This is a genomic window from Xanthomonas sp. DAR 80977 (assembly GCF_041240605.1).
Lineage (GTDB): Bacteria > Pseudomonadota > Gammaproteobacteria > Xanthomonadales > Xanthomonadaceae > Xanthomonas_A > Xanthomonas_A bundabergensis.
On record NZ_CP162487.1, the window covers coordinates 2,407,037 to 2,432,701 of the forward strand.

At 70.8% G+C, this 25,665-nt stretch carries 27 protein-coding genes; 17 read left to right on the forward strand and 10 right to left on the reverse strand.

Annotated features, from left to right (window positions below):
* Nucleotides 1–9: 9 nt before the first annotated feature.
* The 3 genes from AB3X10_RS10230 to can are packed head-to-tail and all read right to left on the reverse strand — an operon-like array spanning nt 10 to nt 3,405.
* Nucleotides 10–2,142 carry an FUSC family protein gene (locus AB3X10_RS10230; RefSeq protein ID WP_369981263.1) on the reverse strand — a complete coding sequence of 711 codons (2,133 nt, stop codon included), beginning with the start codon at nt 2,140–2,142 and terminating at the stop codon, nt 10–12.
* A gap of 31 nt (nt 2,143–2,173) precedes the next feature.
* On the reverse strand, nt 2,174–2,698 hold the full coding sequence (locus AB3X10_RS10235; protein WP_369981264.1) for a 3-hydroxyanthranilate 3,4-dioxygenase: 525 nt from the start codon (nt 2,696–2,698) through the stop codon (nt 2,174–2,176).
* Between the two features lie 44 nt (nt 2,699–2,742).
* Entirely contained in the window at nt 2,743–3,405 is a 663-nt protein-coding gene (gene can / locus AB3X10_RS10240; RefSeq protein ID WP_369981266.1) for a carbonate dehydratase, read from the reverse strand.
* A gap of 274 nt (nt 3,406–3,679) precedes the next feature.
* On the opposite strand from can, the gene AB3X10_RS10245 reads away from it, so the two are divergent.
* The 9 genes from AB3X10_RS10245 (at nt 3,680) to AB3X10_RS10285 (ending at nt 9,687) form a co-directional block, all read left to right on the forward strand.
* Nucleotides 3,680–4,219, forward strand: coding sequence for a glycoside hydrolase family 108 protein (locus tag AB3X10_RS10245; protein ID WP_369981268.1), 540 nt, complete (start codon nt 3,680–3,682; stop codon nt 4,217–4,219).
* A gap of 124 nt (nt 4,220–4,343) precedes the next feature.
* A complete protein-coding gene (locus tag AB3X10_RS10250; RefSeq protein ID WP_369981270.1) occupies nt 4,344–4,928 on the forward strand; it encodes a DUF2589 domain-containing protein in 585 nt (194 codons plus the stop codon).
* Between the two features lie 12 nt (nt 4,929–4,940).
* Nucleotides 4,941–5,570 (forward strand): DUF2589 domain-containing protein, encoded by a 630-nt coding sequence (locus tag AB3X10_RS10255; RefSeq protein ID WP_145706246.1) that lies wholly within the window; start codon nt 4,941–4,943, stop codon nt 5,568–5,570.
* Nucleotides 5,571–5,609: 39 nt separating this feature from the next.
* Nucleotides 5,610–5,870 carry a hypothetical protein gene (locus AB3X10_RS10260; protein ID WP_369981272.1) on the forward strand — a complete coding sequence of 87 codons (261 nt, stop codon included), beginning with the start codon at nt 5,610–5,612 and terminating at the stop codon, nt 5,868–5,870.
* Nucleotides 5,870–6,328, forward strand: coding sequence for a hypothetical protein (locus AB3X10_RS10265; protein ID WP_369981274.1), 459 nt, complete (start codon nt 5,870–5,872; stop codon nt 6,326–6,328). Before AB3X10_RS10260 ends, AB3X10_RS10265 begins: the two co-directional genes overlap by 1 nt.
* The gene (locus tag AB3X10_RS10270) at nt 6,321–6,515 is read left to right on the forward strand and encodes a hypothetical protein (protein WP_369981276.1); all 195 of its coding nucleotides are present in this window, start codon (nt 6,321–6,323) and stop codon (nt 6,513–6,515) included. Before AB3X10_RS10265 ends, AB3X10_RS10270 begins: the two co-directional genes overlap by 8 nt.
* A 42-nt stretch (nt 6,516–6,557) precedes the next feature.
* Nucleotides 6,558–7,313: a hypothetical protein gene (locus AB3X10_RS10275; RefSeq protein WP_369981278.1), complete on the forward strand. Its 756-nt coding sequence runs from the start codon at nt 6,558–6,560 to the stop codon at nt 7,311–7,313.
* Between the two features lie 419 nt (nt 7,314–7,732).
* A complete protein-coding gene (locus AB3X10_RS10280) occupies nt 7,733–8,635 on the forward strand; it encodes a hypothetical protein (protein ID WP_369981766.1) in 903 nt (300 codons plus the stop codon).
* Nucleotides 8,636–8,976: 341 nt separating this feature from the next.
* Entirely contained in the window at nt 8,977–9,687 is a 711-nt protein-coding gene (locus AB3X10_RS10285) for a response regulator (RefSeq protein ID WP_369981280.1), read from the forward strand.
* A 261-nt stretch (nt 9,688–9,948) separates the two neighbouring features.
* On the opposite strand, the gene AB3X10_RS10290 is transcribed toward AB3X10_RS10285, so the two are convergent.
* Genes AB3X10_RS10290 through asnS form a run of 5 tightly spaced genes read right to left on the reverse strand, consistent with a single transcriptional unit; the run spans nt 9,949 to nt 12,978 of the window.
* Nucleotides 9,949–10,575 (reverse strand): FMN-binding negative transcriptional regulator, encoded by a 627-nt coding sequence (locus AB3X10_RS10290; protein WP_369981282.1) that lies wholly within the window; start codon nt 10,573–10,575, stop codon nt 9,949–9,951.
* 7 nt (nt 10,576–10,582) lie between these two features.
* Nucleotides 10,583–10,897, reverse strand: coding sequence for a hypothetical protein (locus AB3X10_RS10295; protein ID WP_369981284.1), 315 nt, complete (start codon nt 10,895–10,897; stop codon nt 10,583–10,585).
* Complete coding sequence (locus AB3X10_RS10300; RefSeq protein ID WP_003473760.1) at nt 10,894–11,199, reverse strand: hypothetical protein; 306 nt, start codon at nt 11,197–11,199, stop codon at nt 10,894–10,896. The genes AB3X10_RS10295 and AB3X10_RS10300 overlap by 4 nt, the downstream gene beginning before the upstream one ends.
* The gene (locus AB3X10_RS10305) at nt 11,196–11,573 is read right to left on the reverse strand and encodes an ADP-ribosylation/crystallin J1 (RefSeq protein WP_369981287.1); all 378 of its coding nucleotides are present in this window, start codon (nt 11,571–11,573) and stop codon (nt 11,196–11,198) included. The genes AB3X10_RS10300 and AB3X10_RS10305 overlap by 4 nt, the downstream gene beginning before the upstream one ends.
* A 4-nt stretch (nt 11,574–11,577) precedes the next feature.
* Nucleotides 11,578–12,978, reverse strand: coding sequence for an asparagine--tRNA ligase (gene asnS / locus AB3X10_RS10310; RefSeq protein WP_369981289.1), 1,401 nt, complete (start codon nt 12,976–12,978; stop codon nt 11,578–11,580).
* A 141-nt stretch (nt 12,979–13,119) separates the two neighbouring features.
* Here asnS and AB3X10_RS10315 point away from each other — a divergent pair, with 141 nt between their 5' ends.
* On the forward strand, nt 13,120–13,473 hold the full coding sequence (locus tag AB3X10_RS10315) for a HesB/IscA family protein (protein WP_369981291.1): 354 nt from the start codon (nt 13,120–13,122) through the stop codon (nt 13,471–13,473).
* Nucleotides 13,474–13,488: 15 nt separating this feature from the next.
* Here the strand turns inward: AB3X10_RS10315 and AB3X10_RS10320 are convergent, their stop codons facing one another.
* The gene (locus AB3X10_RS10320) at nt 13,489–14,280 is read right to left on the reverse strand and encodes a 4'-phosphopantetheinyl transferase family protein (RefSeq protein ID WP_369981293.1); all 792 of its coding nucleotides are present in this window, start codon (nt 14,278–14,280) and stop codon (nt 13,489–13,491) included.
* 410 nt (nt 14,281–14,690) lie between these two features.
* On the opposite strand from AB3X10_RS10320, the gene rpsF reads away from it, so the two are divergent.
* The 5 genes from rpsF to zipA all read left to right on the forward strand — a co-directional run bounded on the left by rpsF (nt 14,691) and on the right by zipA (nt 20,482).
* Nucleotides 14,691–15,125 (forward strand): 30S ribosomal protein S6, encoded by a 435-nt coding sequence (gene rpsF / locus AB3X10_RS10325; protein ID WP_145706270.1) that lies wholly within the window; start codon nt 14,691–14,693, stop codon nt 15,123–15,125.
* A gap of 11 nt (nt 15,126–15,136) precedes the next feature.
* Entirely contained in the window at nt 15,137–15,367 is a 231-nt protein-coding gene (gene rpsR / locus AB3X10_RS10330) for a 30S ribosomal protein S18 (protein WP_005926280.1), read from the forward strand.
* Between the two features lie 136 nt (nt 15,368–15,503).
* Nucleotides 15,504–15,953, forward strand: a complete 450-nt coding sequence (gene rplI, locus AB3X10_RS10335; RefSeq protein ID WP_369981296.1) for a 50S ribosomal protein L9 — start codon at nt 15,504–15,506, stop codon at nt 15,951–15,953.
* 228 nt (nt 15,954–16,181) lie between these two features.
* Complete coding sequence (gene smc, locus AB3X10_RS10340) at nt 16,182–19,685, forward strand: chromosome segregation protein SMC (protein ID WP_369981298.1); 3,504 nt, start codon at nt 16,182–16,184, stop codon at nt 19,683–19,685.
* Between the two features lie 59 nt (nt 19,686–19,744).
* Complete coding sequence (zipA, locus tag AB3X10_RS10345; protein ID WP_369981300.1) at nt 19,745–20,482, forward strand: cell division protein ZipA; 738 nt, start codon at nt 19,745–19,747, stop codon at nt 20,480–20,482.
* Between the two features lie 184 nt (nt 20,483–20,666).
* Here zipA and AB3X10_RS10350 read toward each other — a convergent pair whose 3' ends face one another.
* Nucleotides 20,667–21,791, reverse strand: a complete 1,125-nt coding sequence (locus AB3X10_RS10350; protein ID WP_369981301.1) for a pyridoxal phosphate-dependent aminotransferase — start codon at nt 21,789–21,791, stop codon at nt 20,667–20,669.
* A gap of 318 nt (nt 21,792–22,109) precedes the next feature.
* Between AB3X10_RS10350 and ligA the strand changes: the two genes are divergently transcribed.
* Both ligA and epmA read left to right on the forward strand, forming a co-directional pair.
* Complete coding sequence (gene ligA, locus AB3X10_RS10355; RefSeq protein ID WP_369981303.1) at nt 22,110–24,626, forward strand: NAD-dependent DNA ligase LigA; 2,517 nt, start codon at nt 22,110–22,112, stop codon at nt 24,624–24,626.
* 43 nt (nt 24,627–24,669) lie between these two features.
* Entirely contained in the window at nt 24,670–25,626 is a 957-nt protein-coding gene (epmA, locus tag AB3X10_RS10360) for an EF-P lysine aminoacylase EpmA (RefSeq protein ID WP_369981305.1), read from the forward strand.
* Nucleotides 25,627–25,665: the final 39 nt, after the last annotated feature.

Here is a 25,665-nt window from a genome sequence, read left to right on the forward strand (position 1 = left end):
GGGCACAGTCTACCGGTCGCGGTGCGGCGCTTCGTCGGCGACGGCGGGAGCGCTGGCGGCGGCCGGCAGCATGGCGCTGCGCAACAGGTGGGTGAGGGTGCCGATGCTGTCGGCGACGCGGTCACTGGTGTCGGCCAGCGCGGCCAGCGCCGAACCGTCGGCGGCATCGGCCAGGTGCGTCGCCAGCGCCTCGGCCAGGCGCCGTTCGTCGCTGCGCAGCGTGGCCTGCGCCGGGGCGTTGCCGCTGCGCAGGCTGTCGGCCAATTGGGTCAGCGCCGCATGCGCCTGCTGCCGGAACTGCTCCAGTTCCGGCAGCGGCGGCAGCGCCGGGCTGTCGCGCAGCACCGCCTCCAGCGCCAGCGAGGCGCGGATCAGGCGGTTGCCGTTGGCCAGCACCGATTCGGCCAGCTTCAGTTCGCGCAGGTTGCGCTTGCGCCGCGGCTCGCCGCGCAGCCGCTCGATCGAGGCCTGCACGTTGCTGCGCGCGGTGCGCGAGGCGGCGCGGGTGTCCGGCAGCGCCTGCAGGCGGCCTTCGAGCAGCGCGGCGAGATGGTCGCGATAGGCCAGCAGCAAGTGCGCCAGGGTGGCGCGGATGTGGCGCCGCTCCCAGGTCGGCCACAGCGCGTAGGCGACCAGCGCCAGCGCGCTGCCGAGCACGGTGGCCTGGATGCGCTCGCCGATCGCCTCGCCCGGGGCCATGCCCTCGAACGACAGCAGCAGCACCAGCATGCCGGTCAGGCAAGCCACGCCGAGGCCGTAGTTGACCTGGGTCAGCAGGCGGAAGCCCAGGCAGAACACGGTCAGCAACAGCAGCCGCACCACCGCGCCGTCCATCGTGAAGTGGGCCAGCACGGTGGCCAGCAGCAGCCCGGCGAAGGTGCCGGCCACGCGCAGCGCGCCGAAGCTGAGGGTGCCGCCGAAATCCGGCTTGAGCACGATCGCGGTGGTCATCGGGATCCAGTAGCCGTGCGGGATCGCCTGCCAGCGCTCGAACAGCACCGCCAGGCTCAGGCACACGCCGCAGCGCAAGGCGTGGCGGAACGCGACCGAGGAAAAGCCCAGGTTGGCGCGCAGGGTCTGCAGCGGCGCCAGCGGGCGCAGCGCAGCCGGCAGCCTGGCCTCGGCCAGTTCGGCCTGGATCTCGCCGCGGCTGCTGGCCCAGTGGCCGTTGCGCACCAGCGCGCGCAGCTGCCCGCCCAGGCCGTGGGTGCGCGCCACGGCGATGCGCAGCAGGCGCCGCTCGCGGGTGTCCTCGGCCTGCGCCAAGGCCTCGGCCAGATCGTCGAAGCCGGTCATCGAGGCCTCCGCCGCGGCCGGATCCTCGGCGTTGTCCAGCGCGTAGGCGAGCTGGTCCAGCACCACCGCGCTGCGTTCCAGCACGCGCTCGATCGGCAGCCGCGCGCTCGAGGCCTCGTCCAGGCGCCCGTGCAGGTCGGCCAGGGTCAGCAGTTCCAGCCGCGCGCGTTCGCACAGCTCGGCGATGATCCGGAACGACTGCACCGCCAGCCCGCGCGAACGGTGCTCGCCGTGCAGCATCACCATCGCCTCGAGCACCGCCTCGGTGGCCGGCGGCGCCAGCGTCGCGCTCGGCCGCTGGCGGGCGATGCCGGCCAGCTGCCGCATCAGCTCCGCCAGCGCGAACCGCTCCGGGCGGTAGCGCTGCAGCGGCCAGGCGGCCAGCGCCATCAGCATCTGCAGCAGGCCGCCGGCGAAGATCAGCGCGGCCACGCCGACGCTCTGTGCGGCCGGCAGGCGCACGTCGGCGCTGACCACCAGCAGGATCATGCTGGTCAGCCCGACCCGCGCCGCGACCGGGCCCAGCGCCACCAGCAGGCCGCCGCCCAGGCCCAGCAGCAGCGCCGCCAGCGCCAGCGCCGGGGTGTGCGCGCCGATCAGCATGCCCAGCAGCGCCGCGCCGCCGGCCGCCAGCGCCGCCATCAGCATGCGCTGCATGCGCGCCCGGTAAGGCCCGGGCTGGTCGGAGAACATGGTGTTCAGCGCGCCGGTGGCCATCGCCAGGCCCAGTTCGGCATGGCCGCCGGCCACGCCCACGGCGAGCGGGGCGACCACCGCGAAGGTATTGCGCAGGGCGACGCGGAGCGGGACGTCGCGCGGCTTGAGCGCGATCAGGCTGTGCAGCATCGCGGTCCGGCGCGGCGGTCGGCGAGGGCGCTCACGGCGCGGCGGCGGGCGCCGGCAGCGGATGCACCTGCCCGCAACGGCCGCAGGTGCGCAAGGCCTCGGAGGCGTAGAAGCGCGCGAACACCGGCGGGAAATCGGTCTCGATGTTGCGCAGCGGGAAGTATTCTGCGTACAGCAGGTGGTTGCAGCGTTCGCAGTACCACTGCAGGCCGTCGTTCTCGTGCGGCAGGCGCCGGCGTTCGATCACCAGGCCGACCGAGTCGGGCCCACGCTGCGGCGAATGCGGCACCTTCGGCGGCAGCAGGAAGGTCTCGCCGGCGCGGATCGGGATCTCGCGCACCGCGCCGTCTTCCTGGATCTTCAGCACCATCTCGCCTTCGAGCTGGTAGAACCACTCCGGGCCTTCGTCGTAGTGGAAGTCCGAGCGCGCGTTCGGCCCGCCGACCACCATCACGATGAAGTCGCCGGCGTAGATGCACTTGTTGCCCACCGGCGGCTTCAGCAGGTGCCGGTGCTGTTCGATCCAGGCGTGCAGGTTCAGCGGGGCGGGGAGCATGCGGGGTCCTTGGGCAATCGCGGCGGCGCGGGCGCCGCGCCGGATCAGCGATCCTCGCGGTCCTGGCAGATCCGCGCCAGTGCGGCATCGTAGCGCGGCGCCAGGTCCTCGATGCGGTCCAGTTCCATGCCCAGGTCGTGCACGCGGCCGTCGCGCAGGCTGTAGACCCAGCCATGCACGGTCAGTTCCTGGCCGGAGGCCCAGGCGTCGCGCACGATCGAGGTGCGGCTGACGTTGACCACCTGCTCGAGCACATTGAGTTCGCACAGGCGCGCATGCTGCAGGCTCAGGTCGCCGGCCTGCTGCAGGCAGCCTTCGTGCTTCTCGGCCACGTCGGTGACATGGCGGATCCAGTTGTCGACCAGGCCCAGGCGCGCGCGGGTCAGTCCGGCATGCACGCCGCCGCAGCCGTAGTGGCCGACCACCAGGATGTGCCGCACCTTCAGCACTTCCACCGCGAACTGGATCACCGACAGGCAGTTGAGGTCGGTGTGCACGACCACGTTGGCGATGTTGCGGTGGACGAACACCTCGCCCGGCGCCATGTCGATGATCTGGTTGGCCGGTACCCGCGAATCGGAGCAGCCGATCCACAGGTATTCCGGGGTCTGCTGCTTGGACAGGCGGCTGAAGAACTCTGGATCCTCGCGATTGATGCGCTCGGACCAGGCCCGGTTGTTGTTCAGTAGCTGATCGATTTTGCTCATAGCCGCGCATTATTCCAGAAGCCGGCGTGCCGATGCAGCCGCCCTGGCCGCGGCGCCACGCGCCGGTTCATCGGCCAGCCTGGCCGGTGCCGGCACACACGCCTGCGTATGGAGGGCGATGCGCTTTTCCCCGCGCGGGCAACCCCCGCACCGCCGCGGCGTGCAGCCTCAGTGTCTGCGCGCCGCCGTATCGGGTTTTTGCCGATCCCGCCGCCGGCACCCGCTCGCCACACTTCCTCCAAGCCCGCTGACGGGCGCCTTCCCGGAGGATCGCATGGCCGACTTCGACGCGTTTTTCCCCACCTTGCTCAAGCACGAGGGCGGCTTCGTCAACGACCCGGTGGATCCGGGTGGCGCGACCAACAAGGGCATCACCCTGGGCACGTTCCGGCTGTATGCCAAGAGCCTGCTGCAACTGGAACCGACCCTGGACAACCTGCGCGCGCTCAGCGACGCGCAGGCCGGGGTGATCTACAAGGCCTGCTACTGGAACGCGGTGCATGGCGACCAGATCGCGCTGCAGCCGCTGGCCGACATCCTGTTCGATTTCCAGGTCAACGCCGGCGGCAATGCGACCAGGCTGCTGCAGCGCGTGCTCAACGACCAGACGCCGGCGCTGCAACTGCCCGCGGACGGCAAGTTCGGCGCGGCCACGCTGGCGGCGCTGCTGGCCGCCGACCAGCGCGACCTGTATGCGCGCTACAAGCAGGGCCGCCGCGACTACTACCGTCGCCTGGTCGACGCCAAGCCCGCGCTCGGCAGGTTCCTCAAGGGCTGGCTGGCCAGGGTCGACGCGTTTCCCGACCTGAAGTGAGCGTGCGCCGCCACGTCGCCGCCCGCGCTCACGCAGGCCGGCGCGGCGGCAGTTGCCCGAGCGCGCCGGGCGACACCGATCCGCTGCCGTCGCCGACGGCGGTCCCCTTTCTGCAGGAGCGAACATGGCTGGGCAAACCGCATTGAATGACCTGATCGAAGCCTTGGCCGGTGCGGTGATCGAGGCGCAGGACCGCATCGAACAGCACCAGATGGCCAACCTCGGCGACTACTTCGACGAGTTCCATCGGCCCAAGAGCGTGATCATCCGCCTGCCATCGCAGCATCCGCAGGCCGGCGAGGACGACGAGGACTACTACCGCGCGCCGCTGCTGCCGCTGGTCTCGACCAACGTGCTGCGGATCAAGGACGTGGAGATCAGTTTCGACGCGCAGCTCGGCGACATGGGCGGGCTGCAGTCCAGCGAAGGCTTCTTCGCGCCGCCGCCGGACCCTGCCGCGCCGCAGGGCGCCTGGCAGGCCAAGCGCACCGCGGCCAGATCCAGCGTGCGGGTGGACACCACCGCCAGCGCCAGGAGCCAGCGCCAGAGTGCCGTCCACGTCGTGCTGCGCGTGGAAGGGACCGAACCAACTGACGGAGCGGCCAGGTTGATGAACCACCTGGCGCAGACGCAGGGCGTGTTCAAGACGGTCATGGCCGACAGGCCGGCCGCCGCGGGCACGGACGATGTCACCAATCCACCTACCTAAGGAGTCACTGCAATGCCTGACGAACTCGTAAACATCTCCAGTCAGTTCAAGGGTCTGCCGATGGGCGACCTGATCGGCGGCCCGCTGGATGCGGCCTGCGACGCGCAGGTCAAGCTGGCCCGCGCCACCGCCGATTTCATCCGCGTCATCGGCTTCCTGCCGCCGGACGCCGGCAGCACCGATCCGCAAGCGCTGGGCGCCACCCGCACCGCCAGCTTCCGCTTCAAGCGGCCGGTCGACGACCCGACCACCGCCGGCGGCATCGCCGAAGAGGAAGTGGAGCTGGAAGTGCCGTTGCTGGCCATCGTCAAGGTGCCGAGCCTGAGCATCCAGACGGTGGACGTCACCTTCGACATGGAGGTGAAGTCGTCCTTCTCCGAGAAGTCCTCGACCGACGCGTCGGCCTCGCTGTCGGCCGACATGGAATTCGGCTGGGGCATGTTCAAGGCCAAGGTGCACATCCAGGGCTCGGTGGCCACGCACAAGGAGAACACGCGCAGCTCCGACAACTCGGCCAAGTACCACGTCGCGGTGCACGCCGAGGACAAGGGCATGCCGGAAGGGCTGGCGCGGGTGATGGACATCCTGCAGAGCTCGGTGGCGCCGCGCAAGGTCGGCGCGCCGGTGCCGGTCGCCGCGTAAGGCGTTAGTTGGACCATCTCGTCGGGGGACTCGTCAACGATGTTCGACCTCACTGAAGTCAAGTTCGTCAAAAGGGTCGTGGTCGGTAGCGACAACCCGACGCAGATGAAAACGCCCGAGCAGATCGAAGAGGCGCGGGCCATGCTCAACCGATGCCTGAGCGATACGCCCAAGGGCGCGATCATCGGCACCGAAAAGAATTTCGCCGTGCTGCAGGTCGGCGAGCACCAGGTGGTGATGCAGTGGCTGTGCTACCACGTGGGCTTCCCGCGCAAGCCCGGCTGGCTGAAGGACGAATGATGCGCGCGCCGCGCTGCGATTTCGACCTGTTGCTGCATGGCCTGGCGGCGGCGTTGCTGGATGCGCAGCAGCGCTGTCGCGCCCGCCACGAACAGCTGTTGCGCGCCTGCTTCGGCGGCGAGGCGGCGCTGCCGGTGGCGGCGTCCACGGCCGATGCGCCGTCGCTGCAGATCCCGCTGTGGGAGCTGCGCAGCTGGCAACTGCCGCAGATCGGCGAGCTGGCGCTGGCTTTCGAGGTCGAGCTGGAGGTGATCGACATGCCCGACGAGGCGCCGCGCCTGCTGCTGCAGGTGTTGCCGCGCAAGCCGCGGCGGCCGGGCCATCGCCTGCAGATCGTGTTCCAGGGCACGCACGCGCCGCTGGGCGAGGTGCTGTTCGACGGACAGCGGCTGAAACTCTGGAACCTGCAACGCCCGCCCGGCGTGCAGGACCCTGCCACGGAGCCAGACCATGCGTAGACACGGGTTCGTCCTGTCGCGGCGCGACACCGACCATTGGTGCAGGGAGTTGCGCATCGACCTGCTGTCGCTGGCCCGCGCGCAGCGCCGGCGTCGCCGCCGACGCATGGCCTCGGCGCTGCTGGCCCTGCTGTGCGCATGCGCGGCCCTGCTGGCCATCGCCTACTTCATCGCGCCGCCGTGGTGAACGGCCGCAGATGCCCCCCATCCACTTCAACAGGAGAGTCGCATGCCCATCCGTTCGCAGCGTTTCCCGCGCCCAGGCCTGTGGCCGGCGCTATGCCTGGCGCTGGCGCTACCGTTGTTGACCGCCGGCGCGGCCCCACCGGCGACACCGGCGGCGCTGCCGGGCGGCGACTGGCGCGGCAGCCTGGCGCTGGATAGCCGGCGCATCGCCGCGGTCCGCCTGGAGCAGCGCGCCGGCAAGGCCAGCCTGCAGTTCGATGCGCCGCTGAACTGCACGCTGGCGCTGCTGCCGCAGGAGGCCGGCGCCTATCGCCTGGAGTCGATCAATGGCGGCATCTATTGCGACCGGCTGCTGGGCCGGCGCCTGACCGCGCAGCGCAGCGCCGCCGACGACCTGCAACTGAGCATCGACGACACGCCGTTGCCGGTGCTGCTGCACACCGCGCCGGGCCCGGTCAGCGCGCTGCAGGGCAACTGGCGCCTGGCAGGCGGCAGCGGCGGCGGCCGCAACCCGGTGGCGCTGACGCTGGCGATCGCCGCCACGCCGCTGTCGCCCGGCGCCGCCGTGGCCAGGCTGCGCTACGGCAGCCCGCGCGATTGCCAGCTCGAGGCGCGCTACGCCGGCATGCGCGACGCCACGCTGGTGCTGTCGCTCACCGTCAACGACGCCGGCTACTGCGGCCGGCTCAGCGATGGCCAGGCCGAACTGCAGCCGCAGCCGGACGGGAGCGCCACCCTGCGGATCTTCGACCGCCTCGGCACCCGCGCCGACGCCGGCACCCTGCAGCGCATTCCCTAGGGCGTGTCACCAATCCCCGAGCGGCTCGCGCCACTCCTGCGCATGCGTGTCCACGTCCGCGCCGGCACGGCAGCGTGCACGCGCAAGCGTGGCTGGGTCTGTCAGGCCGCCAGCCGGCACCGCGCGGCTTGACCCGACCACCCGTCAGGCGCTGCGCCACGCGGCACCGGCTGGCGACCCGACAGACCCAACGCGACCTGCTCGGGAATTGACGACACGCCCCTGGGCGCCAGCCGCCATGTGCGCGGGCACCGGCACCGCTGCCACCACCGTTCCCGTCCAGGAGTGCTCCGATGAACGCATGGGTCCAGGCCTTGGGCGCGGCCGTGCGGCGCTGGCTCGCCGTTACCGGGACGGCTTCCGCGTCGCGGGCGCCGCCGGCGGGCATCCTGCCGCAGCTGCGCGTGGAATGCGAGGCGATGGCGCGCTATGCGCTGGAACACGGCATGGCCGTGCCGCCGGAGCTGGTCGCGCGCCTGTCGGCGCTGCTGGATGGAACCGTGCCCAGCGCCGCCGGCAGCGAGCGCTGCGCGCACGAACTGGCGGTGATGCACCGGCGGCTGGCGCAACTGATCCGCCCGGCGACGCCGCAGGCGGTGTTCCTGCTCGATGCCGAGCGCCGCCGCCGGCACTGGGCGACGCTGCTGGGGCCCTTGCCACTGGTGCGCGCGCTGACCGCGACCTCGCTGCTGTTCCTGTTCGCGGTGGTGGCGTCGGCCTTGTCCGACGAGGTGAGCGCGGACAACGTGCGCCTGGGCTTCCTGGATTCCTCCGGCAGCGTGCTGCTGTGGAACGCCTTGTTCCTGCTGTCCTGCGCCGGCCTGGGCGCGTCGTTCTCGTCCCTGTTCCAGGTGCATCGCTACGTCGCCAACGCCACCTACGATCCCAAGTTCGACGCCTCCTACGGCGCGCGCATGATCCTGGGCCTGATCGCCGGGCTGATCCTGGTCGAGGTGCTGCCCGGCGACCTGTTCGAGAGCGGCGGCATGCGCACCTTCGGCAAGCCGACCCTGGCGATGCTGGGCGGCTTCTCCGCGACCGCGGTGTACCGGCTGCTGCAGCGCCTGGTCGATTCCATGGAGACGCTGGTGCGCGGCGACGCCGCGGCGCAGACCCAGGCGACGCTGGAGGTGCAGCGCGCCGGCAACGACGCCGAACGCATGCGCTGGCAGGGCGAGCTGGCCGCGCAGCTGATGGCCCTGCAGCAGTCGATCGACGCCGGCACGCCGCCGGCCATGGTGCAGCAGCGGCTCGCCGCGTTCGCCCGCGCCATGCTGCAGGCGGACAGCCCGGCAACCTCGGGCTTGCCGCCGCCGGAGTGACCGCCACCGCCGCCGCGTGCGGTCGCCGCATTCGCACGATCGGCCACGTTGCGCCGAGCATACGTTTTCCCGGTGCGATTCGCGGTTCGCGCACCGCCTCGGCCATCCCTGTCTACGTAGCGAGACGAATGCAGCAATCGGCATAAGTTCAGGTGTGGGCACCGCCTGATATCAGCTTGAGTCCGATGGCCGCGATTGTGCGGCGTGACAAGCTGGCTTCGCCACGCAAGTGACGCCGTTCCGCCGCACATCGGGTTCAAAAGGGGCGCTCGCGCCGCAGGGGAGCGTTCTCGCGCGGTGGCGAGCGTAGGGAGATCCACGCCGAGGACAACGGGTAGAGAATGAACACACGTATCGTGATTGCCGCCGACCGCAGCATCGTGCTGGAGGGCATGGTCGCCCTGTTGAACAACACGCCGGACATCGACGTGGTCGGCCATGCCGCCGACGGCCTGGAGTGCGTGCAACTGGTGACCAGGAGACAGCCCGACATCGTGCTGATGGACGTGATGCTGCCGGGCTTGAACGGGATCGAGGCCACGCGCCGGCTGCTGCAGCGCAGCCCGCACAGCAAGGCGATCTGCATCGCCGCCTCCGACGCCGCGGCCAACGTGCGCGCGGTCATCGATGCCGGCGCCAAGGGCTGCCTGGCCCGCAACAGCACCTTCCACGAGCTGCTGCGCGCCATCCAGCAGGTCAGCAACGACCAGCTGTACATCAGCCCGAGCCTGTCGCAATCGCTGGTCAGCGAGTACCGCTGCGCGCAGGGCGACGCGGCCTCGGCCTACACGCTGCTGACCTCGCGCGAACGCGAAATCGTGCAATTGCTGTCCGAAGGGCTGTCCACCAAGGAGATCGCCGCGCGGCTGCATATCAGCGTCAAGACCATCGGCACCCATCGCGAGCACATCATGCTCAAGCTCGGCATGCACGGCATCGCCCAGTTGACCCGCTATGCGATCCGCGAGGGCCTGTCGCCGCTGGACGGCGGGATGGGGAACGGCAAACGGGCGGATGGCGACCGGCAGCGGCTGGCCAGCACCTGCGGCTGAGCGCTTGCGCGTTGTTAGCCCCTCTCCCATCGGGAGAGGGGTTGGGGTGAGGGTACGGAGCGAAGCCCTCGCGATGTTGGGTCGCGCGAGGCCGCGCACCTACCCTCATCCGTCTCTTCGGGGCAGCTTCCCCCTAAACGGTGGCCGTGGTCCCGACTAGAGAAGGAACGGCCGCAGTGTCACGGACAGCGGCGTGCACCGGCGGCAACGCAGCATGCGCAAGACGCCACGCAATCGCCACGCGTTCGGCGCCTGCGCCGCTCAGCCGCGCGGCAGGCGCTCGCGCATCAGCGCGGCCACCGCCTGCGCGCCCGGATCGGCCTGCGCCTGCAGCGCCTGGCGTACCGCCTCCACGTTGGCCGGTGGATGGTTCTGGCTGAGCTTGAATTTCAGTTCCACCCGCTCCGGTTCGAAGCGGAAGCCGACGATGCCGCGCAGCTGGCGCCGGTGCGCCTCGTTGTCCGGCTCGTAGCGCCAGTCGCTGCCGAGCGCGCGCTCGTGGCGTTCGCTGAGCCGCGCCACGATGTCGGCCAGCAGCGCCTCGTCGTCGCTGACCTGCAACTGGCCGTGCAGATGCGCGGTGGCGTAGTTCCAGGTCGGCACGCGCGCCATCGCCTCCTTGTCCGGGTACCAGCCCGGCGACACGTAGGCCTGCGGTCCGTGCACGATCAGCAGCGCCGGGCCGGCATGCCGCGACTGCGGGTTGGCGCGCGCCCAGTGGCCCTCGATCACGATGCGTGCGCCGTCGCGCCGGTACAGCACCGGCAGCGGCGTGGCGCAGGGCAGGCCGTCGTCGCCGACGCTGACCAGGGTCGCGAACGGGTCGCGCGCGATCAGCGCGTCGAGCGCGCCCAGGTCGGTTTCGGCGAACGCCGGCGGGACGTGCATCGGCCGCTCAGGCGCGCGCGCCGAGGGTCTGGGTCATGCGCCCGCGCAGCGCCGCGTCGTTGTCGGCCTGCGGCGGCGCCACTTCATGCAGCGAGAACCCGCGCGCCAGCGCATCGTCCTCGTCCAGGCCGTCGTAGGCGACGAATTCGGCGTCGAACAGCGCCGCTTGCGCGGTGTCCTCGCTGTCGTAGCTGAGCGTGTTGCCGTCGCTGTCCAGTACCTCGGCGGTGCCGGCCTCGCGCACGCGCAGGCGCGCCCACACCAGGATGCGGCCGAGGCTGGCCAGGTACCACCGATCGGCGGCGGATGCGTCTGAAGTCATGGAATCACCAGGGAAAGCAGCCAGAGCAGGGCGGCCATGCCCAGGCCGAAGAAGATGGTCAGCAGCGACAGCCAGGCCGGCGTCGCCAGCCCGGACAGCGAACGGTCGCCGAGCGGGCGGTAGCGCCGCGCCAGCAGCCAGCCCAGCGCCACCGGCTTGAGGAAGGCGCCGGGACCGAACGCCGCCACCAGCGGCGGATGCCGGTCGCGGATGTGCACCAGGGTCAGCGGCCAGAAGATCAGGAACGCGCTGAACCCGGCGATCGCCACGCCGACGAAGCACAGCGCGAAGAACAGGATCATGGGGCGGCCTCCTCAGGCGGCGCATCGAAGCGCGCGACGATCTCGATGGGACCGACGATGTTGTCGTTCAGCGCATCCAGCGCCTCGGCCGGGATCCACCACTCGGTGTGGTGCGCGCCGCCCACTTTCTGCACCGGGTAGGGCGCCAGGAACGCCGCGCGCACGGCGAAGCGGGCCACGTAGCCGACGCCGCTGTCCTTGACGTTCCAGCGCCCGGCGATCTCCTCGGCGTAGCGCTGGTTGGTCACCGGATAGAAGATCGGCTGCTCGGGCAGCCGCGGCGGCCAGCGCCGGAACCCGGCCTCGCGCAGCAGCGCGAACTCCTCCGGCCCCAGCGGGCGGTACATGGTCACCGTGGCGTCGGCGTCGGCCATCGCCTCAGAACTCGGCGCTGCCCGGCGCGCGCGGGTAGGGGATCGCGTCGCGGATGTTGCTCAGCCCGCAGATGTAGACCACCAGGCGCTCGAAGCCCAGGCCGAAGCCGGCGTGCGGCACCGTGCCGTAGCGGCGGAAATCGCGGTACCAGCCGTAGTGCTGCGGATCCAGGCCGAACTGCACCATGCGCGTGTCCAGCACGTCCAGGCGCTCCTCGCGCTGGCTGCCGCCGATGATCTCGCCGATGCCCGGCGCCAGCACGTCCATCGCCGCCACGGTCTTGCCGTCGTCGTTCAGGCGCATGTAGAACGCCTTGATGTGCTCGGGGTAGTTGGTCACCACCACCGGGCGGCCGACGTGCTGCTCGGTCAGCCAGCGCTCGTGCTCGGTCTGCAGGTCCAGGCCCCATTCCACCGGGAACTCGAACTTGTGCCCGGACTTCTGCAGCAGGGTGATCGCATCGCCGTACTCGATGCGCTCGAACGGCGAATTGATGAACGCCTCCAGCTTGCTGATCGCGGTCTTGTCCACGCGCTCGGCGATGAACGCCAGGTCGTCGCCGCGCTCTTCCAGCACCGCGCGGAACAGGTACTTGAGGAAGTCCTCGGCCACCCGCGCGTCCTCGGCCAGGTCGGCGAAGGCGATCTCCGGCTCGATCATCCAGAACTCGGCCAGGTGCCGGGTGGTGTGGCTGTTCTCGGCGCGGAAGGTCGGGCCGAAGGTGTAGACCTTGCTCAGCGCCAGGCAGTAGGCCTCGACGTTGAGCTGGCCGGACACGGTCAGGAAGGTTTCCTTGCCGAAGAAGTCGCGGCCGAAATCGACCTGGCCCTTGCCGTCGCGCGGCAGGTTGGCCAGGTCCAGGGTCGACACGCGGAACATCTGCCCGGCGCCTTCGGCGTCGGAGGTGGTGATGATCGGGGTGCTGATCCAGTTGTAGCCGTTCTGGTGGAAATAGCGGTGCACCGCCTGCGCCAGGCAGTTGCGGATGCGGGTGACCGCGCCGAACAGGTTGGTGCGCGGGCGCAGGTGCGCGACCTCGCGCAGGAATTCCAGCGAATGCGCCTTGGGCTGGATCGGGTAGGTCTCCGGGTCCTCGACCCAGCCCACCACCTCGATCGCCTCGGCCTGGATCTCGAAGCTCTGGCCCTGGCCCTGCGAGGCGACCAGGCGCCCGCGCGCGATCACCGCGCAGCCGGCGGTCAGCCGCTTCACTTCCGCCTCGTAGTTGGGCAGTTCGGCCGGCGCCACCACCTGGATCGGCGCGAAGCAGGAGCCGTCGCTGACGTTGACGAAGGACAGCCTCGCCTTGGAATCGCGCCGGGTGCGGACCCAGCCGCGTACCGTCACTTCGCCGCCCGCCGGGATCTTCCCGGCCAGCGCATGCTCAACGCTCACCACCGTCATGACTTGAATCCTCGCCGCAGCGACTCGATATGGAACGGGCAAGTGTACTGGCTGAACCGCGGCGCTTGCGAGGCGCGGCGCGCATCCGCCGCACCGGTTCCTCCCTATAATGACCGTTCGCTGTCCCCGGAGTCGTTCGCCATGGCCATCCACCTCACTCCCGTCGCCTTCGAGCGCGTGCAGCGCTTCGTCGCCCAGACCCCCGGCGCGCTGGGCCTGCGCTTCGGCGTCGAACGCACCGGGTGCTCGGGCTGGGGCCATGTCACCGACCTGGCGCGCGAGGCGCACCCGGACGATGCGGTGTTCGAGCAGGACGGGGTGCGCATCTACGTCGATGCCGCCAGCCTGCCGCTGGTCGACGGCACCGAGATCGATTTCGCCAGGCAGGGCCTGGGCGAGACCTTCATCTTCCGCAATCCCAACGCCACCGCCGAATGCGGCTGCGGCGAGAGCTTCACCACCGACGCCGAGCATGCGGCCGCCGCCGCGCGCTGAGCGCCGGCGCCGCGCTCACCACGCGTAGTGGGTCAGCACCAGCTGCGGATCCAGGTCCAGCCGCGCGAAGCCGATCTCGCAGACCTGTCCTTCGGCGAACTGCGCGCATAGCGTCTCGGTGAGTCGCAGGCGCAGCCGCCGCCGCGCCAGGTCGACTCCGCACACGCGCGCCGCGGCGAAATCGAAATAGCGCCCGACCGCGCCGAACGCGGCCTTGAACAGGCTTTCCTTGGCCGAGAACAGCGCGGTCAGCAGCGCATCGGGCGGCCACCGCGCATCCGCCGCCGCTGCCAGCAGGGCCGCCTCCGCGTCGTCGATCGCCACGCCCAGCACGGCCTCGCGCGCGGCCGGCGCGAGCAGCCGTTCCAGGTCGATGCCGATGCCCTGGCGCTGGCCGGCCGCCAGCGCCACCGCCGCCGCGCAGCCGTCGCCATGGGAAATGCTGCCCAGGCTGCCGCCCGGCCAGCGCGGTTCGCGCGCCGCGCCGATCGCGATCTCGGCCTGCGCCTGCGCCGGGCCGAGCGCGTCCGTCAGTGCCAGCCGCGCGGCCAGGCGCCCGAACAGGAATTCCGCCTGGCGCTTGCGCACGCTGCGCGCGATGCTGTCCGGGCAGGCGATCGCCGCCGCGGCGAAGGCCTGCGGCTGGAAGCGCCCGGCCTCGAAGGCCAGCGCGTACAGCGGCGTGCCGTCGTCGAGCAGGTAGCGGCGCGCGCCGCGCAAGGCCGTGGCCACTGCCGGCGGCAGGTCCAGCCGCAACGGTTGGCCGGTATGGGCGCCAGGGTGGCCGGCGAGCGGGTCGGCGTTCACTGCGCGCATCCGACGGGCGTGGCGTGCCGCGGGCGATGCAGCGCGGCGTTCCTTGCGGTGCGGCGCCTTCGCGCGGGCCTGGGCACGCGCTCGTGGCGTGCGAAAGCGGGCAGGGCAGGCCGCCGCACAGGCGCCAACGCGGCCGCCGCGGTGCTCGAAATGGCAGGGGGGATGCGGGTGTTCACCCGGCCAGTGTCGCAAAACCTGCAACGGCCCGGCAGCGCTGACCGGCGACAGGCTGCGGCCTGCGTGGGCGGGCGGGGGCCCGGACCTTGCGGCGCGGCGCCTGCGCTGCCATACTTTCCGGCTTCCTGCGCCCGTCGTGGCGGGATCCCTTGCCCCACCGCACCCGTTTTGGGCCTCGCGGGGGGCTGTCCGGCCCTCGGGCCACATCCGAAAGGTATAACCACATGAGTCGTCATTACGAAATCGTGTTCCTGGTCCATCCGGACCAGAGCGAGCAGGTCCCGGCCATGATCGAGCGCTACAAGTCGCTGGTCGAGAACGGCAGCGGCACCATCCACCGCCTGGAAGACTGGGGCCGCCGCCAGCTGGCGTACCCGATCCAGAACCTGGTGAAGGCGCACTACGTCATGCTCAACATCGAAGTGGACCAGGCCATCCTCAGCGAGCTGGTCGAGAGCTTCCGCTTCAACGACGCCGTGCTGCGCCACCTGGTGATCAAGCGCGACGGCCCGGACACCGAGCAGTCGCTGATCATGAAGAGCAAGGACGAGAAGGGCGACAAGCCCGAGCGCAGTGAGCGCCGTCGCCGCGACGACGAGGAAGGCGACGCGCCTGCCGCCGCCACCGAAACCGACGGCGACGCCGCCGAAGCCGCCTAAGGAGCACTGCCATGTCCAAGTTCTTCCGTCGCCGCAAGTTCTGCAAGTTCACCGCCGAGGGCGTCAAAGAGATCGACTACAAGGATCTCAACACCCTGCGCCAGTACCTCACCGAGAACGGCAAGATCGTGCCGAGCCGCGTGACCGGCACCAAGTCCAAGTACCAGCGCCAGCTGGCCACGGCGGTCAAGCGCGCGCGTTTCCTGGCGCTGATCCCGTACACGGACAACCACGATATTTGACGTGCGTCGGGCGAACAGGGTCTGTCCCATTCCCTGTCCTCCATTCCCGATTCCCGGCAATTCCATTCCCGTCCTATTCGGACAGCACGCGTTGCGTCGGCCACGGGCCGGCGCTAACGAATAACGGAGCAACACCATGCAACTGATCCTCCTGCAGAAAGTGACCAACCTGGGCGGCCTCGGCGACAAGGTCGACGTCAAGCCGGGCTATGGCCGCAACTACCTGGTGCCGCAGGGCAAGGCCGTGCCGGCCACCGCCGCCAACGTCGCCGAGTTCGAAGCCAAGCGCGCCGAGTACGAAGCCAAGGCCAAGTCGATCCACGACGAGGCCGAGGCCCGTGCCGCCAAGCTGGAAGGCGCCAGCGTCACCGTCAAGGCCAACGCGTCGACCGAAGGCAAGCTGTACGGCTCGGTCGGCCCGCGCGACATCGCCGAGGCGTTCACCGCCGCCGGCCTGCCGCTGGAAAAGGGCGAAGTGGTGCTGGGCGAAGGCGCGTTCCGCAACATCGGCGAGTACGAGGTGCTGGTGCGCCTGCACGCCGACGTCGAGACCACGGTCAAGGTCGTGGTCGAAGCCGAAGCCTGATCCACGGCTTCCATCGCTGTACCGAAACGGGCACCGCAAGGTGCCCGTTTCGTTTGCGGCCTCCGGCCCCGGCGCCCGCTGGGGCCGTTATACTCACCGGTTCGTGCCTGTTTCCTGTCCGGCGATCGTAGTCGTATCAAGGGTTTGGAAGCGGGACTTCACCTGGATATTCACTAGCGGCAGCGCGTGCCGGCCTGCCGGCCGCGCCTGCCATGGATTGCCTGCCCCATGCGCCTGTCGACCATCAAGCTGTCCGGCTTCAAGTCCTTCGTCGATCCGACCACGCTGCACCTGCCGACCAACATGACCGGCATCGTCGGTCCGAACGGCTGCGGCAAGTCGAACATCATCGACGCGGTGCGCTGGGTGATGGGCGAGAGCTCGGCCAGCCGCCTGCGCGGCGACTCGCTGACCGACGTGATCTTCTCCGGCTCCTCGGCGCGCAAGCCGGTGTCGCAGGCCACGGTGGAGCTGATCTTCGACAATTCCGACCACACCATCTCCGGCGAGTACGCCTCGTTCAACGAGATCTCGGTCAAGCGCCAGGTCAGCCGCGACGGCAGCAGCAGCTATTACCTCAACGGCACCAAGTGCCGGCGCCGCGACATCACCGACCTGTTCCTGGGCACCGGCCTGGGTCCGCGCAGCTACTCGATCATCGAGCAGGGCATGATCAGCCAGATCATCGAGGCGCGCCCGGAAGACCTGCGCGTGTACCTGGAGGAGGCGGCCGGCATCTCCAAGTACAAGGAGCGGCGCAAGGAGACCGAGACCCGCATCCGCCATACCCGCGAGAACCTGGAACGCCTGGGCGACCTGCGCGAGGAGATCGGCAAGCAGCTCGAGCACCTCAAGCGCCAGGCGCGCCAGGCCGAGCAGTACCAGGCGCTGCAGGAAGAGCGAAGGGTCAAGGACGCGCAGTGGAAGGCGCTGGAATACCGCGGCCTGGACGGGCGCCTGCAGGGCCTGCGCGAGGCGCTGGGCCAGGAAGAGACGCGCCTGCAGCAGTTCATCGCCGAACAGCGCGACGCCGAGGCGCGGATCGAGACCGGCCGCGTGCGCCGCGAGGAGGCCGCCGACGCCCTGAGCAAGGCCCAGGCCGAGGTCTACCAGGTCGGCAGCACGCTGGCGCGCATCGAACAGCAGATCCAGCACCAGCGCGACCTGTCGCAGCGCCTGCACAAGGCGCGCGACGAAGCGCAGTTGGCCTTGGCCGAACTCGGCCAGCACATCAGCGGCGACGAGGCCAAGCTGGCGCTGCTGCGCGAATCGGTGGACGTGGCCGGACCGCAGCTGGAGCAGTTGCAGGAAGACAACGAATACAAGCAGGAGGCCTTGCGCGAGGCCGAGGGCAGGCTGGCCGACTGGCAGCAGCGCTGGGAAGCGCACCAGCGCTACACCGCCGAGGCCTCGCGCGCCGGCGAAGTGGAGCGCACCCGCGTCGACTACCTGGACCGGCAGTCGCTGGAAGCCGAGCGCCGCCGCGAAGCGCTGGCCGCCGAACGCGCCGGGCTGGACCTGGACGCGCTGGCCGCCGCGTTCGAACAGGTGGAACTGCAGCACGAGACCCAGCGCGCCGCGCTGGACGGGCTCAACGAGCAGGTCGAAACCCGCAAGCAGGCGGTGGCGGCGCTGCAGGAACAGCAGCGCGGCGCGCAGGCGGAACTGGCCGAGGTGCGCAAGCAGGCGCAGGCCGCGCGCGGCCGGCTGTCGTCGCTGGAAACCCTGCAGCAGGCCGCGCTCGGCCAGGAGCAGGGCGCCGCGGTGGCCTGGCTGAAGGCGCGCGGGCTGGATTCGGCGGCGCGCGTGGGCGAGCGCATCAGCGTCGAGAGCGGCTGGGAAAACGCGGTCGAAGGCGCGCTCGGGCAATTGATCGAAGGCGTGCTGGTCGATGCGCCGGAAACCCTGGTCGATGCGCTGGGCGAACTCGGCGAAGGCCGCATCGCCCTGGTCGGCAACCAGGAGCAGGCCGGCAACTTCGCGCCGACCTCGCTGGCGGCCAAGGTGCAGGGCCCGATCGCGATCCGCCGGCTGCTGTCGCGGCTGCACGCTGCCGAGGACCTCGCCGCCGCGCGCGCCTTGCTGCCGCAGCTGGGCGAGGGCGATTCGGTCATCACCCGCGACGGCGCGCGCCTGGGCGAGGGCTGGCTGCGCGTGTCGCGCTCCGGCGCGGCCAAGCAGGGCGCCTTGCTGCGCGAGCGCGAGATCCAGGCCCTGCGCGGCCAGATCGACGCGCTGCAGGACCGCGAAGCGGAACTGGACCAGCGCCTGGCGAGCCTGCGCGAGCAGTCGCTGGCCGCCGAGCAGCAGCGCGAGGAAGCGCAGCGCCAGCTGTACCAGGCGCACCGCAGCGTCTCCGAACTGGCCGGGCAGCTGCAGAGCCAGCAGGGCAAGGTGGATGCCGCGCGCACCCGCATCGAGCGCATCGAGGCGGAGATCGCGCAACTGCTGGAAACCCTGGACAGCAGCCGCGAGCAGGCGCGCGAGGCGCGCTCCAAGCTGGAGGACGCGGTCACCAGCATGGGCGACCTGGAAACCACCCGGCACGCGCTGGAGAGCGAGCGCCGCCAGCTCACCGAGGCGCGCGACCTGGCCCGCGATGCCGCGCGCCGGGTGCGCGAGGCCTCGCATGCGCTGGCCCTGACCCTGGAATCGCAACGCGCGCAGATCGCCTCGCTGAGCCAGGCGCTGGAGCGCATGGGCAACCAGCGCGGGCAACTGGATTCGCGCCTGGGCGAACTCAGCGCGCAGCTGAGCGAAGGCGATTCGCCGGTGCATGCGCTGGAAGCCGAGCACCAGGCCGCGCTCAGCGAACGCGTGCGCACCGACCGCGTGCTCGGCGAGGCGCGCGCGCAGCTGGACGGCATCGACAACGAACTGCGCGGCCTGGAACAGACCCGCCAGCAGCGCGACGAACAGGCCTTGGCGCAGCGCGAGCGTATCGCCCAGCGCCGCCTCGACCAGCAGGCGCTGGTGCTCAGCGCCGAGCAGCTGTCGGCGGCGGTGGTCAAGGCCGGCTTCGTGCTCGAGGACGTGATCAACGGCTTGCCCGAGCAGGCCGATCCGGCCGAATGGGAGCAGGCGGTGCAGCAGATCGACGGACGCATGCGCCGCCTGGAGCCGGTCAACCTGGCCGCGATCAGCGAATACGGCGAGGCCGCGCAGCGCGCCGAATACCTGGAAGCGCAGGACGTGGACCTGAACACCGCGCTGGAGACCCTGGAGGATGCGATCCGCAAGATCGACCGCGAGACCCGCGGCCGTTTCAAGGACACCTTCGACCGGGTCAATTCCGGCGTGCAGGCGCTGTATCCGCGCCTGTTCGGCGGCGGCCACGCGTATCTGGAACTCACTGGCGAAGACCTGCTCGACACCGGCGTGGCGATCATGGCGCGGCCGCCGGGCAAGCGCGTGTCCAGCATCTCGCTGCTGTCCGGCGGCGAGAAGGCGATGACCGCGGTGGCGCTGGTGTTCGCGATCTTCCAGCTCAACCCGGCGCCGTTCTGCCTGCTCGACGAGGTCGACGCGCCGCTGGACGAAGCCAACGTCGGCCGCCTGGCGGCGATGGTCAAGGAAATGAGCGAGAAGGTGCAGTTCCTGTTCGTCAGCCACAACAAGGCGACGATGGAAGCGGCGCACCAGCTCAGCGGCGTGACCATGCGCGAGCCGGGCGTCAGCCGCCTGGTCAGCGTGGACCTCGAGGAAGCCGCGCGTTTGGCGGGCGCGGCCTGACGTGACATGCTAAATACCTTGTCTTCCCCCTACGCACCCCTGCCGGAGTAACCCCCGTAATGTCCGACATGGCAATGCTACGCATCGGCATCCTCGCCGCCGGCCTGCTGTTGATCGCGGCGATCTTCCTGTTCGGCCGCCCGAAGAAACCGACCCAGGGCCGGCGCGTGGAACCGACCGATCCGGCCGCGCCGCGCCGCGAGCCGTCGCTCGGCGATGCCGCGCTGCCCGCCGATGGCGAGGCCGTCGCCGCGGCCGAGCAGGACGGCGCCCTCGGCCAGCCGGAGCTGGGCCTGCCCGCCGCCGAATCGGCCAGCGCCGAACTCGGCAAGCGGCCGAGCCAGGACTTCGACAAGATCGTCTCGCTGTACGTCGCCGCGCGCGCCGGCCAGGTGCTGCGCGGCGAGGACATCGTCGTCGCCGCGGAGAAGACCGGGCTGGTGTTCGGCCACATGAACGTGTTCCACCGCCTGGTCGAAGGCCATCCCGAGCGCGGCCCGATCTTCAGCATGGCCAGCATCATGAAGCCGGGCAGCTTCGACATGGCCCACATCCGCGCGATGGAGACCCCGGCGATCGCGTTCTTCCTGACCCTGCCGGCGCCGCTGACCGCGCTCGACGCCTGGGAAAAGATGCTGCCGACCGTGCAGCGCATGGGCGAACTGCTCGACGGCGTGGTCCTGGACGACAGCCGCAACGCGCTCGGCCGCCAGCGCATCGCGCACATCCGCGACGAACTGCGCGCCTACGACCGGCAGCACCAGGCGCCGCCGTTGACGAAGGCGCCGCGCTGGTAGCGCGGCGCCGGGATTGGGCATTCGGGATTGGGGATTCGTAAAAGCGAATCCACTGCGCCTCCCTTCTCCCATCGGGAGAAGGTGCCCCGAAGGGGCGGATGAGGGTACGGGCGAAGCCTAGGAAGGCATCAAACCCAGGCTCTTACGAATCCCCAATCCCGACTCCCCAATCCCGAAGCGCGCGCTATTTGCGCGCTTTCAAAAACGCCTCGCGAAACCGCAGCATCTCCGCCTCGGTGCCGACGGTGACGCGCACCAGCTTCGGCCAGATCGGCCAGCTGCGCCCGATCATCACGCCCTGCCTGGCCATCGCCGCGGCGACGGCCTTGCCGTCGCGCTTGACGTCGACCATGAAGCAGTTGGCCTGCGACGGCAGGCACTTGTAGCCCTTGCTCTGCAGCCAGGCGATGGTGTCGTTGCGCACGCGCGCGTTCTCCGCGCGCCGCGCCGGCACCAGTTGCACGTCGCGCAGGCTGGCGATGCCGGCGGCGATCGCGGTCACCGCCACCGGGTTCTCGCCGAAGGCGGCCAGCTTGGTCAGCAGCCCCGGCGAGGCCACCGCCAGGCCCAGGCGCAGCCCGGCCATGCCGTACAGCTTGGAGAAGGTGCGCAGCACCAGCAGGTCCTGGCGCTGGCCGATCAGGTCGACCACCGAACTCTGCTCGCTGTAGTGGATGTAGGCCTCGTCGACCAGCAGCACGCTGGAGGCGGGCTTGTTGGCCAGCAGCCATTCGATGTCGGCGCGCGCGGTGATCGAGCCGGTCGGATTGTTCGGATTGCACAGGTAGATCAGGCCGGCGTTCGGATCGGCGCTGGCCATCGCCTTGACGTCGTGCGCGCCGTCGGCGCGCAGCGGTACCCGCCGCACCGGCGCGCCATGCGCGGCGGCGACATCGGCGACCGCCTCGAAGGTCGGATCGGCCACCACCACGCCGGCGCGCGCCGAGGTGAACGCGCGCGCGGCGCGGTTGAGCGGCTCGCTGGAGCCGGGATAGACCGCGACGTGGTCGCTGGGCAGCCGCTGCTCGCCGGCGAACAGGGCGATCAGGTCGTTCTGCAGGTCGAACAGGTAGCGGCCGGCGCGCGGCAGGATCGCCTGTGCCGCGTCCAGCGCGGCCGGCGCCGGGCCCAGCGGGCATTCGTTGAAGTCCAGGTAGACCGGGCCGGCGGCCGGCGCCACGCCGGGCGTCGCGACGGCCGCTGCCTTGCGCTTTGCCGCCTCCGCAGCCGGTGCCAGGCCCAATGCGCCGACCGCCAGGCCCGAGGTGGCGAGGGAAAGGAAGGAACGGCGCGAAACAGGTAGCGACACGGCACTCTCCAGGCGAAACGTCGTAGCGGGGAGGGCAAAGCTAACGTTCGCTTAACGTTTGGGCAAGTTTTCTGAATCCTGCGCAAACTGGGGGACGGGATCGCAAGCGCAGCGCCGCTCAAGCCCCTCTCGCCCCGGCAGAGGGGTTGGGGTGGGGTACGGCATGCCGCACACCGTCGATCGCCGCCCGCCATGTCCCATTCCTGCCGCACCGTGCCGCGCCAGGCACCTCGCCACCGCCGCGACCTCGCACGCATTTCCCCTCGCCAGGCACGCAGTTACTATCGCCCCCCTGTTCCGTCACCACGTCCCGGCCGCATGCCCGCTCCATCCGATCTCCAACAGCGCGTTGCCGCGCTGCGCCGCCGTATCGAAGACGCCAACGATCGCTACTACGTGCACGACGATCCGACGATCACCGATGCCGAGTACGACGCGTTGATGCGCGAGCTGGAGGCGCTGGAGGCCGAACATCCGCAGCTGGCGCGCGACGACTCGCCGACCCGCACGGTCGGCGCGCGGCCCGACGGCGGCTTCCCGGAAGTGCGGCACGCGATGCCGATGCTGTCGCTGGCCAATGCGTTCGAGACGCCGGGCGTGGCCGACGACGCCGACGACCGCACCCGGTTCGCCGAGGTCGCCGATTTCGAGCGGCGCATCGAGCGCGAGCTGGAGCTGGCCGCGCCGGTGTTCTCGGTCGAACCGAAGCTGGACGGCCTGGCGATCAGCCTGCGCTACGAGGACGGCGCGTTCGTGCAGGGCGCCACCCGCGGCGACGGCAGCACCGGCGAGGACGTCACCGCCAACCTGCGCCAGGTGCGCTCGGTACCGCTGAAGCTGCGCGACCTCGGCATGCCGTTTCCGGCGGTGCTGGAGGTGCGCGGCGAGATCTACATGCCGCGCGCGGCCTTCGCCGACTGGAACGCCAAGGCGCTGGAGCGCAACGAGAAGCTGCTCGCCAACCCGCGCAACGGCGCCGCCGGTTCGCTGCGCCAGCTCGATCCGGCGGTCACCCGGCGCCGGCCGCTGGCGTTCTTCGCCTATTCGGTCGGCGAGGTGCGCGGCCTGGAACTGCCCGAGACCCATTCGCAGACCCTGGAACTGCTGCGCCGCTTCGGCTTCCCGGTGGCGCCCGAGGTCGCCACCGCGACCGGCTTCGACGGCCTGATCGCGTATTTCCGCCAGATCGGCGCCAGGCGCGACGCGCTGCCGTACGACATCGACGGCGTGGTCTACAAGCTCGACGACTACGACCAGCAGGCGGCGATGGGCTTCGTCTCGCGCGCGCCGCGCTGGGCGCTGGCGCACAAGTTCCCGGCGCAGGAGCAGTCCACCGTGCTGCGCGCGATCGAAGTGCAGATCGGCCGCACCGGCGCGGTCACCCCGGTGGCGCGGCTGGAACCGGTGCAGGTCGCCGGCGTCACCGTCACCAACGCGACCTTGCACAACGCCGACCAGATCGCGCGGCTGGATGTGCGCGAAGGCGACACGGTGATCGTGCGCCGTGCCGGCGACGTGATTCCCGAAGTGGTGCGGGTCATCGCCGAACGCCGCCCGGCCGGCACGGTGCCGTGGACGATGCCGGCCACGTGCCCGGTCTGCGGTTCGGAACTGGTCAAGGAAGAGGACGCGGTGGCCTGGCGCTGCAGCGGCGGCCTGGCCTGCGCGGCGCAGCGCAAGGAGGCCGTGCGCCATTTCGCCTCGCGCCGGGCCATGGACATCGAAGGCCTGGGCGATCGCCAGGCCGATGCCCTGGTCGAGTTCGGCTTCGTGCATTCGCTGGCCGACCTGTACGCGCTGAGCGTCGAAGACCTGGTGCGGATGAAGGCGGCGCTGGACGCGGCGACGGCGGCCGACCTGGTACAGGCGGTGGCCGACAGCAAGGGCGCGCTGGCGCTCGATGCGCAGGGCCAGGCGCTGCTGGCGCAGGACGCGCCGGAGTGGACGCGCGCCGAGTTCCTGCGCGCGCACCTGGCGGTGGATCTGGGCGGCAAGCTGGCCACGAAGTGGGCCGAGAACCTGGTCGCCGGCATCGCCGCCAGCCGCGACACCACGCTGCCGCGGTTCCTGTTCGCGCTGGGCATCCCGCACCTGGGCGAGACCACCGCCAAGGCGCTCGCGCACTGGCTGGGGTCGCTGGACTTCGTGCGCTCCACGCCGGCGGTGCTGTTGCAGGCGCTGCCGGATATCGGCGGCGAGGTGGCGCGCTCGATCGCGACGTTCTTCGAGCAACCCGGCAACGCCGCGGTGGTCGATGCGCTGATCCAGGCCGATATCCGCTTTTCCGACGAAGGCCGGCCGCCGGCGGAGCTGCGCGAGCGCCTCGACCTGGCGCACCTGCTGACCACGCTGCCGGTGGACAAGCTCGGCGGCAAGAGCGCGCAGCGGCTGGCCGCGACCTACGGCACGCTCGATGCGTTGCTGCGCGCCAACGAAAGCGGCTGGACCGGCGCCGGGCTGTCGGCGGCGGGCGCGGCCAACCTGGCCGCCTACCTGGCCGACGAGGGCCGGGTGCAGGCCTTGCGCGCCGCCGATGCGGCGATGCGGCGGCTGCTGGAAGCGGCGCCGGCGCAGGCCGAGCGCCGCGCCGCGCCGCTGGACGGGCAGACCGTGGTGCTGACCGGGACCTTGCAGCAACTCAGCCGCGACGCGGCCAAGGCGCGGCTGGAGGCGCTGGGGGCGAAGGTCGCCGGCAGCGTGTCGAAGAAGACCACGTTCGTCGTCGCCGGCGCCGAGGCCGGCTCCAAGCTGGACAAGGCGCAGGAGCTGGGCGTTGCGGTGTGGGACGAGGCGCAGCTGCTGGCGCTGCTCGGCGAGCACGAGGGGCAGGGATGAGCCGCCGCCTGCGCGCGTCGCGGCAGCCGCGCGGAACGCGGCGATGAGCGCGGTGGACCTGGCCGCGCTGCGCCTGCGCGCTGCGCTCAACGCGCGCATCCGCGCCTTCTTCGCCGCGCGCGACGTGCTCGAGGTGGAGACGCCGATGCTGTCGGTGGCGGGCAACACCGAGCCCAACATCGACAGTTTCCAGACCCGCTTCAGCGGCCACGTCGATGCCGGCCCGGCGCTGCGCTGGCTGCGCACCTCGCCCGAGTATCCATTGAAACGGCTGCTGGCCGCCGGCGTCGGCGACTGCTACGAACTGGGCCGGGTGTTCCGCAACGGCGAGGCCGGCGGCCGCCACAATCCCGAGTTCAGCATGCTCGAGTGGTACCGGGTCGGCTGGAACCACCTGCAACTGGTGGACGAGACCGTGGCGCTGGTGCGCGAGGCGCTGGCGCTGGTGGCGCGCAGCGCGACGCTGCACGTCGTCACCTATCGGCAACTGTTCCTGGATACCCTGGACCTGGATCCGTTGCTGGCGCCGCTGGACGCGCTGCAGCGGCCGTTGCGCGACATCCGCATCGACGCCGCGGGGCTGACCCGCGACGACTGGCTCGACCTGCTGATGACCCATTGCCTGCAATCGGCGTTCCCGGCCGATCGCATCACCGTGGTCCACGACTGGCCGGCCACGCAGTGCGCGCTGGCGCGCATCCGCGACGCGCAGCCGCCGGTGGCCGAACGCTTCGAGCTGTACCTGGGCGGCTACGAACTGGCCAACGGCTACCACGAACTCAACGACGCCGCCGAGCAGCGCCGCCGCTTCCTGCGCGATCACGCGCTGCGCCGCGCGCGCGGCGCGCCGCTGCCGCCGCTGGACGAGCGCCTGCTGCAGGCCTTGCCGGCGCTGCCCGATTGCGCCGGCGTCGCGGTCGGCGTCGATCGCCTGCTGATGGCGATGCGCGGCACCGCGCGGATCGGCGATGTGCTCGCCTACGATTTCGCGCACGCCTGAACCGCGCGGCGTTCATGAACCATCTTCTTGCTTTGTCCA

What these genes read in the sequence shown, in the direction of transcription:
- AB3X10_RS10315 (WP_369981291.1), top strand. Translation starts at nt 13,120, where the DNA reads ATGGCCATCCACCTCACTCCCGTCGCCTTCGAGCGCGTGCAGCGCTTC.
- AB3X10_RS10290 (WP_369981282.1), bottom strand. Translation starts at nt 10,575, where the DNA reads ATGCACGTCCCGCCGGCGTTCGCCGAAACCGACCTGGGCGCGCTCGAC.
- AB3X10_RS10230 (WP_369981263.1), bottom strand. Translation starts at nt 2,142, where the DNA reads ATGCTGCACAGCCTGATCGCGCTCAAGCCGCGCGACGTCCCGCTCCGC.
- AB3X10_RS10280 (WP_369981766.1), top strand. Translation starts at nt 7,733, where the DNA reads ATGGCGCGCTATGCGCTGGAACACGGCATGGCCGTGCCGCCGGAGCTG.
- AB3X10_RS10260 (WP_369981272.1), top strand. Translation starts at nt 5,610, where the DNA reads ATGTTCGACCTCACTGAAGTCAAGTTCGTCAAAAGGGTCGTGGTCGGT.
- AB3X10_RS10250 (WP_369981270.1), top strand. Translation starts at nt 4,344, where the DNA reads ATGGCTGGGCAAACCGCATTGAATGACCTGATCGAAGCCTTGGCCGGT.
- rpsR (WP_005926280.1), top strand. Translation starts at nt 15,137, where the DNA reads ATGTCCAAGTTCTTCCGTCGCCGCAAGTTCTGCAAGTTCACCGCCGAG.
- AB3X10_RS10275 (WP_369981278.1), top strand. Translation starts at nt 6,558, where the DNA reads ATGCCCATCCGTTCGCAGCGTTTCCCGCGCCCAGGCCTGTGGCCGGCG.
- epmA (WP_369981305.1), top strand. Translation starts at nt 24,670, where the DNA reads ATGAGCGCGGTGGACCTGGCCGCGCTGCGCCTGCGCGCTGCGCTCAAC.
- AB3X10_RS10270 (WP_369981276.1), top strand. Translation starts at nt 6,321, where the DNA reads ATGCGTAGACACGGGTTCGTCCTGTCGCGGCGCGACACCGACCATTGG.
- AB3X10_RS10295 (WP_369981284.1), bottom strand. Translation starts at nt 10,897, where the DNA reads ATGACTTCAGACGCATCCGCCGCCGATCGGTGGTACCTGGCCAGCCTC.
- can (WP_369981266.1), bottom strand. Translation starts at nt 3,405, where the DNA reads ATGAGCAAAATCGATCAGCTACTGAACAACAACCGGGCCTGGTCCGAG.
- asnS (WP_369981289.1), bottom strand. Translation starts at nt 12,978, where the DNA reads ATGACGGTGGTGAGCGTTGAGCATGCGCTGGCCGGGAAGATCCCGGCG.
- AB3X10_RS10305 (WP_369981287.1), bottom strand. Translation starts at nt 11,573, where the DNA reads ATGGCCGACGCCGACGCCACGGTGACCATGTACCGCCCGCTGGGGCCG.
- AB3X10_RS10285 (WP_369981280.1), top strand. Translation starts at nt 8,977, where the DNA reads ATGAACACACGTATCGTGATTGCCGCCGACCGCAGCATCGTGCTGGAG.
- AB3X10_RS10265 (WP_369981274.1), top strand. Translation starts at nt 5,870, where the DNA reads ATGCGCGCGCCGCGCTGCGATTTCGACCTGTTGCTGCATGGCCTGGCG.
- ligA (WP_369981303.1), top strand. Translation starts at nt 22,110, where the DNA reads ATGCCCGCTCCATCCGATCTCCAACAGCGCGTTGCCGCGCTGCGCCGC.
- AB3X10_RS10300 (WP_003473760.1), bottom strand. Translation starts at nt 11,199, where the DNA reads ATGATCCTGTTCTTCGCGCTGTGCTTCGTCGGCGTGGCGATCGCCGGG.
- rplI (WP_369981296.1), top strand. Translation starts at nt 15,504, where the DNA reads ATGCAACTGATCCTCCTGCAGAAAGTGACCAACCTGGGCGGCCTCGGC.
- smc (WP_369981298.1), top strand. Translation starts at nt 16,182, where the DNA reads ATGCGCCTGTCGACCATCAAGCTGTCCGGCTTCAAGTCCTTCGTCGAT.
- AB3X10_RS10245 (WP_369981268.1), top strand. Translation starts at nt 3,680, where the DNA reads ATGGCCGACTTCGACGCGTTTTTCCCCACCTTGCTCAAGCACGAGGGC.
- AB3X10_RS10235 (WP_369981264.1), bottom strand. Translation starts at nt 2,698, where the DNA reads ATGCTCCCCGCCCCGCTGAACCTGCACGCCTGGATCGAACAGCACCGG.
- zipA (WP_369981300.1), top strand. Translation starts at nt 19,745, where the DNA reads ATGTCCGACATGGCAATGCTACGCATCGGCATCCTCGCCGCCGGCCTG.
- rpsF (WP_145706270.1), top strand. Translation starts at nt 14,691, where the DNA reads ATGAGTCGTCATTACGAAATCGTGTTCCTGGTCCATCCGGACCAGAGC.
- AB3X10_RS10255 (WP_145706246.1), top strand. Translation starts at nt 4,941, where the DNA reads ATGCCTGACGAACTCGTAAACATCTCCAGTCAGTTCAAGGGTCTGCCG.